The sequence below is a fragment of the Pseudomonas sp. GW821-FHT09E04 genome (genome assembly GCF_059416185.1).
This window is the reverse complement of sequence record NZ_JBWKOR010000007.1, coordinates 279,040-292,992: the sequence shown is the minus strand read 5'-3', so window position 1 is coordinate 292,992 and position 13,953 is coordinate 279,040. Positions and strand designations below refer to the sequence as shown.

The following is a 13,953-nucleotide window of genomic DNA, read 5'->3' as shown; positions in this document are numbered from 1 at the left end:
TGTAAAGAATGGCTCGTTACATTGGTCCAAAATGCAAACTCGCTCGTCGCGAAGGCACCGATCTCTTCCTGAAGAGCGGCGTGCGCGCGATCGAATCGAAGTGCAACATTGAAGCAGCACCTGGTATCCACGGCCAACGCCGCGGTCGCCAGTCCGACTACGGCACCCAACTGCGTGAAAAGCAGAAGGTCCGTCGTATCTACGGCGTTCTCGAGCGTCAATTCAGCGGCTACTACAAAGAAGCTGCTGGCAAGAAAGGTGCAACCGGTGAAAACCTGCTGCAACTGCTCGAATGCCGTCTGGACAACGTCGTATACCGTATGGGCTTTGGTTCGACTCGTGCCGAATCCCGTCAGCTGGTATCGCACAAGTCGATCAGCGTTAACGGTCAGACCGTAAACGTTCCTTCGTACCAGGTTCGTGCTGGTGACGTGGTCGCTGTTCGCGAGAAAGCAAAAAATCAACTTCGCATTGTCCAAGCTCTCGATCTGTGTGCTCAACGTGGCCGCGTAGAGTGGGTAGAAGTAGACACTGAGAAGAAGTCGGGCGTTTTCAAGAACGTTCCTGCTCGCAGTGATCTGTCCGCCGACATCAACGAAAGCCTGATTGTCGAGCTCTACTCCAAGTAAGGGCTAGAAAATAGGTGCATCCATGCAGATTTCGGTAAATGAGTTCCTGACACCCCGCCATATTGATGTGCAGGTTGTCAGTCCAACCCGCGCCAAGATCACTCTCGAGCCTCTCGAGCGTGGTTTCGGCCACACCCTGGGCAACGCGCTGCGCCGCATCCTGTTGTCCTCAATGCCCGGCTGCGCAGTAGTCGAGGCCGAGATTGACGGTGTGCTCCACGAGTACAGCGCCATCGAAGGTGTACAGGAAGACGTAATTGAAATCCTGTTGAACCTTAAAGGTCTGGCTATCAAGCTGCACGGCCGTGACGAAGTTACGCTGACCTTGTCGAAGAAGGGTTCGGGGGTGGTTACCGCTGCCGATATTCAGCTGGATCATGATGTCGAGATCGTTAATCCCGATCACGTAATCGCTAACCTGGCGTCTAACGGCGCCCTGAACATGAAGCTCACCGTAGCTCGTGGTCGTGGTTATGAACCAGCAGACTCGCGTCAGAGCGATGAAGACGAAAGCCGCAGCATCGGTCGCTTGCAGCTTGACTCTTCGTTCAGCCCGGTTCGCCGTATCGCATACGTGGTGGAAAACGCCCGTGTCGAACAGCGTACCAACCTGGACAAGCTGGTTATTGATCTGGAAACCAACGGTACTCTGGATCCTGAAGAGGCTATCCGTCGTGCTGCAACCATCCTGCAACAGCAGTTGGCTGCGTTCGTCGACCTCAAAGGTGACAGTGAGCCAGTGGTTGTCGAGCAGGAAGACGAGATCGATCCGATCCTGCTTCGCCCGGTTGACGATCTGGAACTGACTGTACGTTCGGCTAACTGCCTTAAGGCGGAAAACATCTATTACATCGGTGACCTGATCCAGCGCACCGAAGTAGAGCTGTTGAAGACTCCGAACCTGGGCAAGAAATCCTTGACTGAAATCAAGGACGTTCTGGCCTCCCGCGGTCTGTCCCTCGGCATGCGCCTCGACAACTGGCCGCCTGCAAGTCTTAAGAAGGACGACAAGGCGACTGCCTGATCGTCGTAATCACCGAACGTAGTGTTTGGTAAGGAATGAACCATGCGTCATCGTAAAAGTGGTCGCCACCTGAGCCGCACCAGCTCGCACCGCAAGGCCATGTTCCAAAACATGGCAGTGTCGCTGTTCGAGCACGAGCTGATCAAAACTACTCTGCCAAAAGCCAAAGAACTGCGCCGCGTTGCCGAGCCGCTGATCACTCTGGCCAAGACAGACAGCGTTGCTAACCGTCGTCTGGCTTTCGACCGTACTCGTTCGAAAGCTATCGTTGGTAAGCTCTTCAACGACCTGGGCAAGCGTTACGCTACCCGTGAGGGTGGCTACCTGCGCATCCTCAAGTGCGGTTTCCGCGCTGGCGACAACGCGCCTATGGCGTACGTCGAACTGGTTGATCGTGCTGTCGGCGGTGAAGCTGTATCCGCTGAGTAAGACGTCAGTCTGAAACAAAAAACCGGGCCTAGTGCCCGGTTTTTTGTGCCCGCAAGAAATGCGCGGTTCGTACAAGCTTCTACCCTGTTTGTGTCTGCACTATGTGTGGGGATTTATCGTTAGCTTTTTTCTATTGATGACCATGAGTTAATGAATTTGTGGCTGTCATGTTGATGATCGATACTCCCCAACAAGCCGATTAGCCGGCAGTTCAAGACTGACAGAGGAAGAAGATCGCATGAGCCAGAACAAGACGCTTACGACTGCCAGCGGCGCGCCAGTCGCCGATAACCAGAACTCCCGCTCTGCCGGGCCGCGTGGTCCGTTGCTGCTCGATGACTTTCACTTGATCGAGAAGCTTGCCCATTTCAACCGTGAAAATATTCCTGAGCGCCGCGTGCACGCCAAGGGCTCGGGCGCCTACGGTACTTTCACCGTCACTCGCGATATCACGCAGTACACCAGCGCCAAGCTGTTCTCTGCGGTAGGCAAGCAGACACCAACCTTTCTGCGTTTTTCCACGGTGGGTGGTGAGCGTGGCTCGGCTGACACCGAGCGCGATCCTCGTGGCTTTGCCCTGAAGTTCTACACCGAAGAAGGCAACTGGGACATCGTCGGCAACAATACGCCAGTGTTCTTCATTCGTGATCCGCTGAAATTCCCCGACTTTATCCACACCCAGAAACGCCTGCCGCAGAGCAATCTGAAAAGTGCGCAGATGATGTGGGATTTCTGGTCGCACTCGCCTGAGGCACTGCACCAGGTCACCATTCTGTTTTCTGACCGAGGTATTCCTGACGGCTACCGCCACATGCACGGCTTCGGCAGTCACACCTATAGCTTGATCAGTGCGCAAGGCGAACGTCATTGGGTGAAGTGGCACTACAAAACCAAGCAAGGGATCAAGAACCTTGCGCCGGCAGATGCGGCACGCCTGGCGGGTACCGATCCTGATTACGCGCAACGTGATCTGTTCGAGGCCATTGAGCGCGGCGACTTCCCGAAATGGAGCGTGTGCATCCAGATCATGACCGAAGCCCAGGCCGCAGCACATTACGAGAACCCGTTCGACGTGACCAAGACCTGGTCGCAGAAGGAGTTCCCTTTGATCGAAGTCGGTGAGCTGGAGTTGAATCGCAACCCGCTGAACTACTTCGCCGAAGTCGAGCAAGCTGCATTCGGCCCGAGCAATATGGTCCCGGGTGTTGGTCTTTCGCCGGATCGCATGCTGCAAGGTCGCGTGTTTGCCTACGCCGATGCGCATCGCTATCGCGTAGGCACCAATCACCAGCAACTGCCAGTGAACGCCCCACGCAGTCCAGTGAATACCTACCAGCGTGATGGTTCGATGGCTTTTGGCAGCAACGGTGGTGCGACGCCTAACTACGAGCCGAACAGTTACGTAGAGTCGCCAAAGCAGGCGCCGCATTACGCTGAGCCTGCGCTGGCCTTGAGTGGCGCGGCTGATCGCTACGATCACCGCGAAGACACCGACTACTACAGCCATGCCGGTGCGCTGTTCCGTTTGATGAGCGACGAACAGAAAGCGCTGCTGGTCAGCAACATTGCCGGTGCGATGGCGGGTGTTTCGAGTGATGTCGTCGACCGCCAGTTGCAGCATTTCTACAAGGCCGACCCGGCGTATGGAGAAGCAATCGCAAAGCTGCTCAACGTACAGCTTAACGAAGTCTAAACGAGAAGCAGAACCGCCCTCATTAGGGCGGTTTTTGCGTTATTTAACCTGCTTTTCTCAGAATATCTTCGCTTTTATTGCGCGAAGTGAGTGACCTCGCAGTCAGGTTGGTTCAAACTACAGACTTTCAAGAAGGGAGATGTAGGGCGATGCAAGGCCACCCAGACGTTATCGATTACCTCAACACGTTGCTGACCGGCGAACTGGCCGCGCGTGACCAATATTTCGTTCACTCGCGGATGTATGAGGACTGGGGATTCACCAAGCTCTACGAACGAATCAACCACGAGATGGAAGAAGAAGCCGGTCATGCTGACGCTTTGATGCGCCGCATTCTGATGCTGGAAGGTACACCGCGCATGCGTCCTGATGATCTGGACGTCGGCACCACGGTGGAGACCATGCTCGAAGCGGATCTGCGCCTTGAGTACAAGGTGCGTGCCGCGCTGTGCAAAGGCATTGAGCTGTGCGAAAAGAATGGCGACTACGTAAGCCGCGATATCCTCAAGCTTCAGCTGCATGACACTGAAGAAGATCACACCTACTGGCTAGAAAAGCAGTTGGGCCTGATCAAGCTGATCGGCATTCAGAACTACCTGCAATCTCACACATCCTGATTGCGTCAGATACAAAAAAGCCCCTGTCACTGGTGAAGTGACAGGGGCTTTTTCATGCCTGGCAATCAGGCTCGATCGCGGATCAGCAGCGGCTTGAGGTAATGGCCAGTGTGAGATTGCTTCATCTCGGCCACTTCCTCCGGTGTGCCGGTGGCGATGATCTGTCCACCTTTCGAACCCCCTTCGGGGCCGAGATCCACCAGCCAGTCGGCCGTCTTGATCACGTCGAGGTTATGCTCGATCACCACGACAGTGTTGCCGTGGTCACGCAGGCGATGCAGCACGTCGAGCAGTTGCTGGATGTCCGCGAAGTGCAGGCCTGTGGTCGGCTCATCGAGGATGTACAAGGTCTTGCCAGTGTCGCGCTTCGACAGTTCGCGAGACAGCTTGACCCGCTGCGCCTCACCGCCGGACAGCGTGGTCGCCGACTGACCGAGCTTGATGTACGACAGACCCACATCCATCAGTGTTTGCAGCTTGCGCGCCAGCGCCGGCACCGCGTCGAAGAACTCCCGCGCTTCTTCGATGGTCATCTCGAGGGTTTCGTGGATGCTCTTGCCCTTGTATTTGATCTCGAGGGTTTCGCGGTTGTAGCGTTTGCTCTTGCACACGTCGCACGGTACGTAGATGTCCGGCAGAAAGTGCATTTCCACCTTGATCAGGCCATCGCCCTGGCAAGCCTCGCAGCGACCGCCCTTGACGTTGAATGAGAAGCGCCCCGGGCCATAACCACGGGAGCGGGACTCGGGCACGCCGGCGAACAGTTCGCGAATCGGCGTGAACAGCCCGGTATAGGTCGCCGGGTTGGAGCGCGGTGTACGACCGATAGGGCTTTGGTCGATATCCACGACCTTGTCCAGATGCTCCAGGCCCTTGATGCTGTCGTGGGCTGCCGCTTCCAAGGTGGTTGCGCCATTGAGTGCCGTGGCGCTCAGCGGGAACAGTGTGTTGTTGATCAGCGTCGACTTGCCCGATCCGGAGACGCCAGTCACGCACGTCAGCAGGCCGATCGGGATCTCCAGGTCCACGTTGCGCAGGTTGTTGCCGCGCGCGCCCTTGAGCGACAGCACCTGTTTCTTGTTGCGCGGCGTGCGCTTGGCCGGCACTTCGATCTTGACCCGGCCCGACAGGTATTTACCGGTCAGCGAGTCCGGGTGTGCCATGACTTCGGCCGGCGTGCCTTCGGCGACGATCTGCCCGCCATGAACGCCGGCGCCCGGGCCGATATCGACCACATAGTCGGCCAGCCGGATCGCGTCTTCGTCGTGCTCGACCACGATCACGGTGTTGCCGATGTCGCGCAGGTGCTTGAGGGTGCCGAGCAGGCGATCGTTGTCGCGCTGGTGCAGGCCGATGGATGGTTCGTCGAGAATGTACAGGACACCGACCAGGCCGGCGCCGATCTGGCTGGCCAGACGGATCCGCTGGGCTTCGCCGCCGGACAATGTGTCGGCACTGCGATCCAGCGACAGGTAATCCAGCCCCACGTTGACCAGGAACTGCAGACGCTCGCGGATCTCCTTGAGGATCTTGTCGGCGATCTCACCGCGCCGGCCAGTCATCTTCAGCTCGCCGAAGTAGTCGCAGGCATCGCCGATCGGCAGGTTGGTCACCGCCGGCAAGGTTTTCTCGCCCACCCACACATGCCGCGCTTCGCGGCGCAGGCGGGTACCACGGCAGTCCGGGCAGGACTGGGTGCTGAGGAACTTCGCCAGTTCTTCACGCACGCTGGCCGATTCGGTTTCGCGGTAACGACGCTCCAGGTTCGGCACGATGCCTTCGAACGGGTGCGAGCGTTTGACGATGTCGCCCCGGTCGTTGAGGTATTTGAAATCGACGTTCTGCGAGCCACTGCCGTGCAGGATGAACTTCTGCTGATCGGCCGGCAGTTCGTTGAACGGTTGCTCCAGGCTGAAGCCGTAATGCGCAGCCAGCGAGCCGAGCATCTGGAAGTAATAGACGTTGCGCCGGTCCCAGCCGCGAATCGCGCCTTCAGCCAGGGTCAGCTCACCGTTGACCAGACGCTTGATGTCGAAGAACTGCTTCACGCCCAGACCATCGCAGGTCGGGCAGGCGCCGGCCGGGTTGTTGAAGGAAAACAGCTTGGGTTCCAGCTCGCTGATCGCATGGCCGCAGATCGGGCAGGCGAAGCGCGCGGAGAAAATCATCTCTTCGCCCGGCTCGTCGTCCATCGGCGCTACCAGGGCGATGCCGTCCGCCAGCTTCAGCGCGGTCTCAAAGGACTCGGCCAGACGCTGTTGCAGGTCGGCGCGCACCTTGAAGCGGTCAACCACGACTTCGATCGTGTGCTTCTTCTGCTTATCCAGTTTTGGCAGCTCGTCCAGCTCGCAGAGCCGACCGTTGACCCGGGCCCGGACGAAACCCTGGGCACGCAGTTCTTCGAATACCGAAAGGTGCTCGCCCTTGCGCTCACGGATCACCGGGGCCAGCAGCATCAGTTTGCTGCCTTCCGGCTGAGCCAGCACCAGGTCGACCATCTGGCTGACGGTCTGGGCTTCCAGCGGGATGTCGTGATCCGGGCAGCGCGGCGTACCGACGCGTGCATAGAGCAGACGCAGGTAGTCGTAGATTTCGGTGATGGTGCCGACCGTGGAGCGCGGGTTGTGCGAGGTCGACTTCTGTTCGATGGAGATCGCCGGCGACAGACCTTCGATGGTGTCGACATCGGGTTTTTCCATCATCGACAGGAACTGCCGGGCATAGGCCGACAGGGATTCGACATAGCGGCGCTGACCTTCGGCGTACAGCGTGTCGAAGGCCAGGGACGACTTGCCGGATCCGGACAGGCCGGTGATGACGATCAGTTTGTCCCGTGGCAGGGTCAGGTCGATGTTCTTCAGGTTGTGGGTACGGGCCCCACGTATCAGGATCTTGTCCAAAGTGGCCTCGCTCGGCGGGCGTCGAAAACACAGGAGTATACGGCCAAATACTGGATGGATGCACACTATCAAATGAAGGGATTTCTGCCTTACATGAAGAGAGTTTCATCTGTACGTGGCAAAGCGTCGCGATATACCCCGTCTTTCGATGGGACTGGTAGAATCGCCGCCGGTTCACACGAGGTTTTTCCATGCACGATCCCCACAGCGAACGCATGAGTGGCAGCGAGACCCGCGCGGCGAGCGGTCTGGCCCTGGTGTTCGCCTTCCGTATGCTTGGCATGTTCATGGTGCTGCCGGTACTGGCAACCTATGGCATGGATCTGGCAGGAGCGACCCCGGCCCTCATCGGGCTGGCGATTGGCGCTTACGGCTTGACCCAGGCGATTTTCCAGATTCCGTTCGGGATCATTTCCGACCGCATAGGCCGTCGTCCGGTGATTTACCTGGGGTTGATCGTCTTCGCCCTCGGCAGTGTGCTGGCGGCCCAGGCCGACTCGATCTGGGGCGTGATTGCCGGCCGGGTCCTGCAGGGCGCCGGCGCTATTTCCGCGGCAGTCATGGCGTTGCTGTCCGACCTCACTCGCGAACAACACCGCACCAAGGCGATGGCCATGATCGGCATGACCATCGGCCTGTCGTTCGCCGTGGCCATGGTGGTCGGTCCGCTGCTGACCCGCGCATTCGGTCTGTCCGGCCTGTTCCTCGCCACTGGCGGGATGGCGCTGGTCGGTATCGTGATCGTGATGTTCATGGTGCCGAAGTCCACCGGGCCGCTGAGTCATCGTGAGTCCGGCGTGGCGCGTCAGGCGTTGATGCCGACGCTCAAACACCCGGACCTGCTGCGGCTGGACCTGGGCATTTTTGTGTTACATGCGATGTTGATGTCGAGCTTCGTCGCGCTGCCCCTGGCGCTGGTCGAAAAGGCCGGTCTGCCCAAGGAACAGCACTGGTGGGTCTACCTCACAGCCTTGCTGATCTCGTTCTTCGCCATGATCCCGTTCATCATCTACGGCGAGAAGAAACGCAAAATGAAACGAGTTTTGCTCGGCGCCGTGATGACGCTGATGTTCACTGAGCTATTCTTCTGGCAGTTCGGTGACAGCCTGCGGGCTCTGGTGATCGGGACGGTGGTGTTCTTCACCGCGTTCAATCTGCTGGAAGCTTCGCTGCCGTCGCTGATCAGCAAGGTTTCACCGGCAGGTGGCAAAGGCACGGCCATGGGCGTGTACTCCACCAGCCAGTTCCTCGGTTCTGCACTCGGCGGGATTCTCGGCGGCTGGATGTTCCAGCATGGCGGTCTGTCGGTTGTGTTCCTCGGATGTGCCGGGCTGGCTGCACTTTGGCTGGCCTTTGCTGTTACCATGCGCGAACCTCCCTACGTGACGAGCCTGCGCCTGCCGTTGTCGCCCGAAGCGATCCGCGAAGCGGGTCTGGTCGAGCGCCTCAAGGCCCTCGTAGGGGTAACTGATGCAGTCATAGTCGCTGATGAAGCGGCGATCTACATCAAACTGGACACCGAATTAATGGATCGCACCACTCTTGAGCGCCTGGTGAACAACCCGGCGCAGACTGCGTGCGAAGCCTAGGAGAACGTTATGGCCCGTGGGGTTAACAAAGTCATTCTGGTCGGTACTTGCGGCCAGGATCCCGAAGTACGCTACCTGCCCAACGGTAACGCCGTGACCAACCTGAGTCTGGCGACCAGCGAGCAGTGGACCGACAAGCAGACCGGTCAGAAGGTCGAGAAGACCGAGTGGCACCGTGTATCGATGTTCGGCAAGGTTGCCGAAATCGCCGGCGAATACCTGCGCAAGGGTTCGCAGGTGTACATCGAAGGCAAGCTGCAGACCCGTGAGTGGGAAAAAGACGGTATCAAGCGTTACACCACCGAAATCGTGGTCGACATGCAAGGCACCATGCAACTGCTGGGCGGCCGTCCACAACAGGGCGACCAACAAGGCGGTGGCAACAACTATCAGCAGCAGGCTCCACGCCAACAGGCTCCGCGTCCGCAGCAGTCGGCACCTCAGCAGCGTCCGGCCCCGGCTCCACAGCAGGCCGCACCGCAACCGGCTCCGGATTTCGACAGCTTCGATGACGATATCCCGTTCTGATTGAAGCGCCCGAACCCCTTCCGGTTTGCATTCGAAGCCCCCGCATTGCGGGGGCTTCGTCGTTTCTGGCGTCGTAAACATCTTTTGGATGATCGTGAACTGACTGATCGGTCCCTGCGATCAGGGCAATAAAGTTTCGCGTAGAGTCTTGAAGGCCGCGGCAAGCCAATCCATGATCGGTCCGGCGCTTTCGAGCCCGTCCATTTTGCAAGAGCGGGCTCCCCGGCGTCGGGCGTCAGTTCCACCACAAGAACAAGAGAAAACAATGAGCAGTAGCAAGAACAAGGAAATCGAGTACCTGCGCGGCGTGGCTATCCTGATGACGGTGTTTGCTCACAGCTCGCTGTTACTGCCGTTCCATGCCGAGTTCATGGAAAAGCTGTTCAACGTCTATTCCCCTTGGTCGGGGGTGGATCTGTTTTTCTGTATTTCAGGTTTTGTCGTCAGCAAGGCCTATCTCGACTATTTCGACAAGAACCGCGAGCAAAACCGGTTCGGCCTCGCCGCCACTTCATTCTGGATTCGTCGCGCCTATCGTCTGCTGCCTACGGCGTGGCTGTGGGTACTGATCCCGTTGGCGTTTTCGATCTTTTTCAACCAGTCGAATGCCTTCCAGTCGTGGTTCGAGAATCTGCGCAGCTTCACCGCCGTCGCGACGTTCACGGGGAATCTGGCGAACCAGTACGGTGTACTGCTGGGGCCGAACTCGGTGTACTGGAGCCTGGCGCTGGAGGAGCAGTTTTACTTCATTTTCCCGCTGTTCCTGCTGCTGATCACCTCCACGCGCTGGCGGGTGATTACCCTGATCGCGCTGATTGCCGTGCAGTTCCCCTTCAATCGCTATGCGTTTGGCGGGCCATTGGCCGGCATGCTGTTCTCGTTCCGTCTGGATGCGATGATGTGGGGCATTTTGCTGTGCCTGTTCACGCGCACATCGCTGTACAAGGACATTGAACCCACGGCATTGGGGGCCAGCTTGTTCAAGCGGCTGGCGCTCACGCTGTTCCTGCTTTACATGCTCGGTGCCATTGCCGGTCAGATGGTCGCCATGCCGATCGCGGTGGGGCTGATCGCAATCAATGCGTTGATTCTCGTCTGGCTTTCCAGCTACCAGAAGGGCTACATCTACTGCCCGGCGATTTTGAGTGGGCTCGGGCAATGGCTGGGGTCGCGCTCGTATGCCTTGTACGTTGTGCATATGTTCGCCTACCACCTGAGCACCGAGATCTGGAGCCGAGTGGCCAGCGAACGGGGTGTCGCGTTGGGTGCGGAGTTCACCGTGCCGATGTTGCTGACCTCGTTTGCAATCATGCTGGTGTGCAGCGAGTTGAACTATCGTTTTGTCGAAACCCCATTGCGTCGTCGCGGTGCGGAAATCGCACGCCGGAGAATGGTCGGGGTCAGCACCGTCGAGCCGGTCAAGGAAAAGCGAGCGTCCGAGGTGCCGGTGCGTACGACCGAATTGTCGTAACCGATGCCGGAAACGAAAAACCCGTAGCGCGCAAACGCTACGGGTTTTTTATTGCCAGCCTCGAATCAGTCAAGAATCAGATGCGGTAAAAACCGGCTTGAATCCTTGGTGATCAGACTGTTGTCTTCGCGCACGCCTATTCCTGCGGCCTGATCACCAATCACCCAGGAGCCGATCAGCGTGTAGCTGTCATCGAACTTGGGCAGCGGCGCAAATGCCTGCAGGATGAAGGGCGCGTCCGTGTAGGGGCCGTCCTCTTTGACGACCAGACCGTCGGCGGTTTGCAGCTCGATGTTGGCGCCTTCCCGGGAAAAGTACGGTTTGCGTACCCAGCCCTTGGGCACCGCGCTGCCCGGATTCGGGTCGAGATGCGCAGCCAGCAGGTTCGGATGGCCCTTGTGCAGCTCCCAGAGCAGGGGCAGGGCGCCCTTGTTGGAGAGAATGGATTTCCAGGCCGGTTCGAAAAACTGCGTGTCGCATTCGGCGATGGCTGCGCCGAACGGCTCATGGAAAATGAACTCCCAGGCGTGCAGCTTGAACAGGTGCGGGATCCAGCGATCTTCAAGATCGACAAAACGTCCCTCGGGAGTCAGGCCGATATCTTCGATATCGATGTGCCGTGATTCGATGCCGACCTTTTCCGCGATCAGTCGCAGGTAGTCCGTGGTGCCCTTGTCCTCGACCGAGCCTTTCATCGAGGCAAAGTAGAACGGGCGCTTGAGCTTCAGCTGGGCAAAGGCTTCGTGCAGGCGGGTGTCGATGCTGTTGAACTGGTCGGCATGGCGCGGCAGCATTCCGCGCTCGATGCATTGCTCCAGCCAGCCCCACTGGAACGCCGCTGCTTCGTACAGGCTGGTGGGCGTGTCGTAGTTGAGCTCCAGCAACTTTGCCGGGCCGTTGCCGCTGTAGGAGAAGTCCATGCGTCCGTACAGATGCGGATGACCTTCCAGCCAGGACGTTCGGATCATGTCGTAGTACGACGCGGGGATGCTCAGGCGATCGAGCAACTCTTCGCTGTGCACCACCCGGTCGACCAGGTCCATGCACATCTCGTGCAGTTCGGTAGTCGGATCCTCGAGATCGTTTTCGATCTGCGCGAGCGTGAACTGGTAGTACGCGCGTTCGTCCCAGTAGGGTTCGTCGTCGATGGTGTGAAACAGGAAGCCGAGACTTTCGGCGGTCTGTTTCCAGTCGGGGCGCTCAGCGCAATGGATCTTCTTCATGATCAGCTGCTCGAACTGCCCCAGCCGCCCCAACCGCTGCGTGCACTGGACTGGCTGCCGAAGCCACCACGGGAAGTCGAAGACGCCACGTTGACCGATTTGCTTCGGGAGCTGGTGTAGTCCGAATCGTTTCGAGTCGTCGGAGCCGATTCGATCCGGCGGTTCAGCGTCGAAGTGTCGTACGTCTGGCGAGTGTCACGATCGCGATAGACCGTCCGCGTGTCGCTTGCGCGATTGTTGCTCATGGCATTACCGATCAGCCATCCGCTGAGCCAGCCGTTACCACCGCCACCGCCACCGCCACTGGAACCATGGGAAGTGCTCTGTGTGGTCTGGGCAGGTGCCGGGTCACCCGCTGGCATCTGCGCATTGGCGATCGCATCGAGGTTCTGCGCCGGCTCAACGTTCTGTGGCACCTTGAAGCCACCCAGCTTCGGCACAAAGCGGCCGTCGGAATTTTTCTGACACCAGCCGGCAGCGAAGTCTGCGTCGCACTGCGCTTTATCGTCATAGGCCGGGGCGATGCGCCGGTGTTCGGTCAGGGCCGCGACGTAGGCGTTCGAGCAGGCATCGGCGGCCACTTCGGCATCAACGCACTGTTCCACGCTCTGGAAGTTGCGTTGTTCCTGGGCGGCCACTTCGCCGGAAATCGCCAGCGCCACGGAGGCCGCCAGGGACAGTTGAACGTACTTGCTTCGTTTCATCTCAGGCTTCCTGCCGATCAGTAGGACGGTGTCATGCACGCGGCGTTGAGCATGCCAACGCTGATCGCCACCGCCGCGACGTAGATGCCGGCGGCGATTTCACCATTGGCGATGCGTTGGGACGTGCCTTTGAGCACCAGGCCGGTCGCCAGGAATGCCAGCAATTGCACCGCAGCGGCGATCACCGCCCAGAGCACGAAATCGAGGACGTTGATCGAGTGGGCGATGATGTTGCTCGCCGGAATCGCGAAACCGATGATCGCACCCGACAGGGCGATGGCGGCAGCGTTGTTGCCGCCGCGAATCAGTTCGAATTCCTTGTGCGGCGTGATGCGGGTGTAGACGAACTGAAACAGCATGAACAGCAGCACGGCGCCGATCAGGTAGGCGGCGAAACCGACCAGCGCGGCCTTGTTCAGGGAAACGGACAGCACTTCCAGCATGGGGAACTTCCTTTTAAATGGTGCTCAGATCGGTGGTGTACAGCGAGATGCCCAGCGATGTGCTCAGGCTGACGGTGCCTTCTTCGTCCTGTTCGACGGAGAACAGCAGCAGCTCACGACGGTCGGTCAGGCCGGTTTCCCGGGCGTACAGCATCGAATGGTGTTCGATGGTGTAGGACTCGTCGGGATTGATCACTTGTTCGGTGAGCGGGACCAGTTCGGTCTGGCCGCGTTCGGTGCCCCATTCACGGGTGAAGGACACGCCCTCATGGGTGTAGGCCGGCAGGCCGATCAGGCTGTTCGGGCCCGCCAGGCGCTGCAGCTCGGCGTCACTGTTGACCGTGACGTAGCTGACGTAATTGAACAGCGTCACCGATTCGATCTGATCGTCGCCGGTGACGTGGACCTGCAGCCAGAAATCTTCGTTGTTCAGGTAATAGCGATGCAGCTTGTTCGACTGGCCGAGGTCGATCCAGCCGGCGCTCCAGATGGCCTGGGCATCGGGAACCCGTACCGAGGTGCTGCCATCGAGCAGCAGGCCGAGTGTCGAATCGAACCGGATCCCCTTGCCCTGCGCCAGACCAAGCGGGCCGCCGACAGCTTCAGGTGTTGGAGCCGGGGTCCCCAGCAAGTTCTTTAACCATCCCATGGGTACATTCCTTGAAGCGGGTGGAGGTGTTCGTTGGCAAAACGCCGCTAGTGT

Annotated in this window: 13 protein-coding genes; 8 read left to right on the top strand and 5 right to left on the bottom strand. The window is 58.9% G+C overall.

Going from position 1 to position 13,953, the window contains the following annotated elements:
• Positions 1-8: 8 nt before the first annotated feature.
• The 5 genes from rpsD (at position 9) to bfr (ending at position 4,392) form a co-directional block, all read left to right on the top strand.
• Entirely contained in the window at positions 9-629 is a 621-nt protein-coding gene (rpsD, locus tag AC07N4_RS25340) for a 30S ribosomal protein S4 (RefSeq protein WP_003176404.1), read from the top strand.
• Between the two features lie 22 nt (positions 630-651).
• A complete protein-coding gene (locus AC07N4_RS25335) occupies positions 652-1,653 on the top strand; it encodes a DNA-directed RNA polymerase subunit alpha (RefSeq protein ID WP_003186012.1) in 1,002 nt (333 codons plus the stop codon).
• A gap of 42 nt (positions 1,654-1,695) precedes the next feature.
• Complete coding sequence (gene rplQ, locus AC07N4_RS25330) at positions 1,696-2,082, top strand: 50S ribosomal protein L17 (protein WP_007955635.1); 387 nt, start codon at positions 1,696-1,698, stop codon at positions 2,080-2,082.
• A gap of 238 nt (positions 2,083-2,320) precedes the next feature.
• Positions 2,321-3,775 carry a catalase gene (locus AC07N4_RS25325; protein ID WP_102620889.1) on the top strand — a complete coding sequence of 485 codons (1,455 nt, stop codon included), beginning with the start codon at positions 2,321-2,323 and terminating at the stop codon, positions 3,773-3,775.
• A 149-nt stretch (positions 3,776-3,924) separates the two neighbouring features.
• Positions 3,925-4,392, top strand: a complete 468-nt coding sequence (bfr, locus tag AC07N4_RS25320) for a bacterioferritin (RefSeq protein ID WP_085733015.1) — start codon at positions 3,925-3,927, stop codon at positions 4,390-4,392.
• A gap of 65 nt (positions 4,393-4,457) precedes the next feature.
• Here bfr and uvrA read toward each other — a convergent pair whose 3' ends face one another.
• Positions 4,458-7,292 carry an excinuclease ABC subunit UvrA gene (gene uvrA, locus AC07N4_RS25315; RefSeq protein ID WP_096820724.1) on the bottom strand — a complete coding sequence of 945 codons (2,835 nt, stop codon included), beginning with the start codon at positions 7,290-7,292 and terminating at the stop codon, positions 4,458-4,460.
• 191 nt (positions 7,293-7,483) lie between these two features.
• Here uvrA and AC07N4_RS25310 point away from each other — a divergent pair, with 191 nt between their 5' ends.
• The 3 genes from AC07N4_RS25310 to AC07N4_RS25300 all read left to right on the top strand — a co-directional run bounded on the left by AC07N4_RS25310 (position 7,484) and on the right by AC07N4_RS25300 (position 10,880).
• Entirely contained in the window at positions 7,484-8,881 is a 1,398-nt protein-coding gene (locus tag AC07N4_RS25310) for an MFS transporter (protein ID WP_096820725.1), read from the top strand.
• Positions 8,882-8,890: 9 nt separating this feature from the next.
• Positions 8,891-9,409: a single-stranded DNA-binding protein gene (locus AC07N4_RS25305; RefSeq protein ID WP_007966163.1), complete on the top strand. Its 519-nt coding sequence runs from the start codon at positions 8,891-8,893 to the stop codon at positions 9,407-9,409.
• A gap of 265 nt (positions 9,410-9,674) precedes the next feature.
• Complete coding sequence (locus AC07N4_RS25300) at positions 9,675-10,880, top strand: acyltransferase family protein (RefSeq protein ID WP_096820727.1); 1,206 nt, start codon at positions 9,675-9,677, stop codon at positions 10,878-10,880.
• A 65-nt stretch (positions 10,881-10,945) separates the two neighbouring features.
• Here AC07N4_RS25300 and AC07N4_RS25295 read toward each other — a convergent pair whose 3' ends face one another.
• The 4 genes from AC07N4_RS25295 to AC07N4_RS25280 are packed head-to-tail and all read right to left on the bottom strand — an operon-like array spanning position 10,946 to position 13,899.
• Positions 10,946-12,103 carry a glutathionylspermidine synthase family protein gene (locus AC07N4_RS25295; RefSeq protein WP_102620887.1) on the bottom strand — a complete coding sequence of 386 codons (1,158 nt, stop codon included), beginning with the start codon at positions 12,101-12,103 and terminating at the stop codon, positions 10,946-10,948.
• Positions 12,104-12,105: 2 nt separating this feature from the next.
• A complete protein-coding gene (locus AC07N4_RS25290) occupies positions 12,106-12,807 on the bottom strand; it encodes a DUF1190 domain-containing protein (protein ID WP_192559113.1) in 702 nt (233 codons plus the stop codon).
• A gap of 17 nt (positions 12,808-12,824) precedes the next feature.
• Positions 12,825-13,250 (bottom strand): DUF350 domain-containing protein, encoded by a 426-nt coding sequence (locus AC07N4_RS25285; RefSeq protein ID WP_102620885.1) that lies wholly within the window; start codon positions 13,248-13,250, stop codon positions 12,825-12,827.
• Positions 13,251-13,263: 13 nt separating this feature from the next.
• The gene (locus tag AC07N4_RS25280) at positions 13,264-13,899 is read right to left on the bottom strand and encodes a DUF2491 family protein (RefSeq protein WP_096820729.1); all 636 of its coding nucleotides are present in this window, start codon (positions 13,897-13,899) and stop codon (positions 13,264-13,266) included.
• Positions 13,900-13,953: the final 54 nt, after the last annotated feature.

Bases quoted from the DNA above. Each gene is read 5' to 3' on its own strand.
- bfr (WP_085733015.1), top strand. From the start codon at position 3,925: ATGCAAGGCCACCCAGACGTTATCGATTACCTCAACACGTTGCTGACC.
- AC07N4_RS25335 (WP_003186012.1), top strand. From the start codon at position 652: ATGCAGATTTCGGTAAATGAGTTCCTGACACCCCGCCATATTGATGTG.
- rpsD (WP_003176404.1), top strand. From the start codon at position 9: ATGGCTCGTTACATTGGTCCAAAATGCAAACTCGCTCGTCGCGAAGGC.
- AC07N4_RS25285 (WP_102620885.1), bottom strand. From the start codon at position 13,250: ATGCTGGAAGTGCTGTCCGTTTCCCTGAACAAGGCCGCGCTGGTCGGT.
- AC07N4_RS25290 (WP_192559113.1), bottom strand. From the start codon at position 12,807: ATGAAACGAAGCAAGTACGTTCAACTGTCCCTGGCGGCCTCCGTGGCG.
- AC07N4_RS25295 (WP_102620887.1), bottom strand. From the start codon at position 12,103: ATGAAGAAGATCCATTGCGCTGAGCGCCCCGACTGGAAACAGACCGCC.
- AC07N4_RS25300 (WP_096820727.1), top strand. From the start codon at position 9,675: ATGAGCAGTAGCAAGAACAAGGAAATCGAGTACCTGCGCGGCGTGGCT.
- AC07N4_RS25305 (WP_007966163.1), top strand. From the start codon at position 8,891: ATGGCCCGTGGGGTTAACAAAGTCATTCTGGTCGGTACTTGCGGCCAG.
- AC07N4_RS25325 (WP_102620889.1), top strand. From the start codon at position 2,321: ATGAGCCAGAACAAGACGCTTACGACTGCCAGCGGCGCGCCAGTCGCC.
- AC07N4_RS25280 (WP_096820729.1), bottom strand. From the start codon at position 13,899: ATGGGATGGTTAAAGAACTTGCTGGGGACCCCGGCTCCAACACCTGAA.
- rplQ (WP_007955635.1), top strand. From the start codon at position 1,696: ATGCGTCATCGTAAAAGTGGTCGCCACCTGAGCCGCACCAGCTCGCAC.
- AC07N4_RS25310 (WP_096820725.1), top strand. From the start codon at position 7,484: ATGCACGATCCCCACAGCGAACGCATGAGTGGCAGCGAGACCCGCGCG.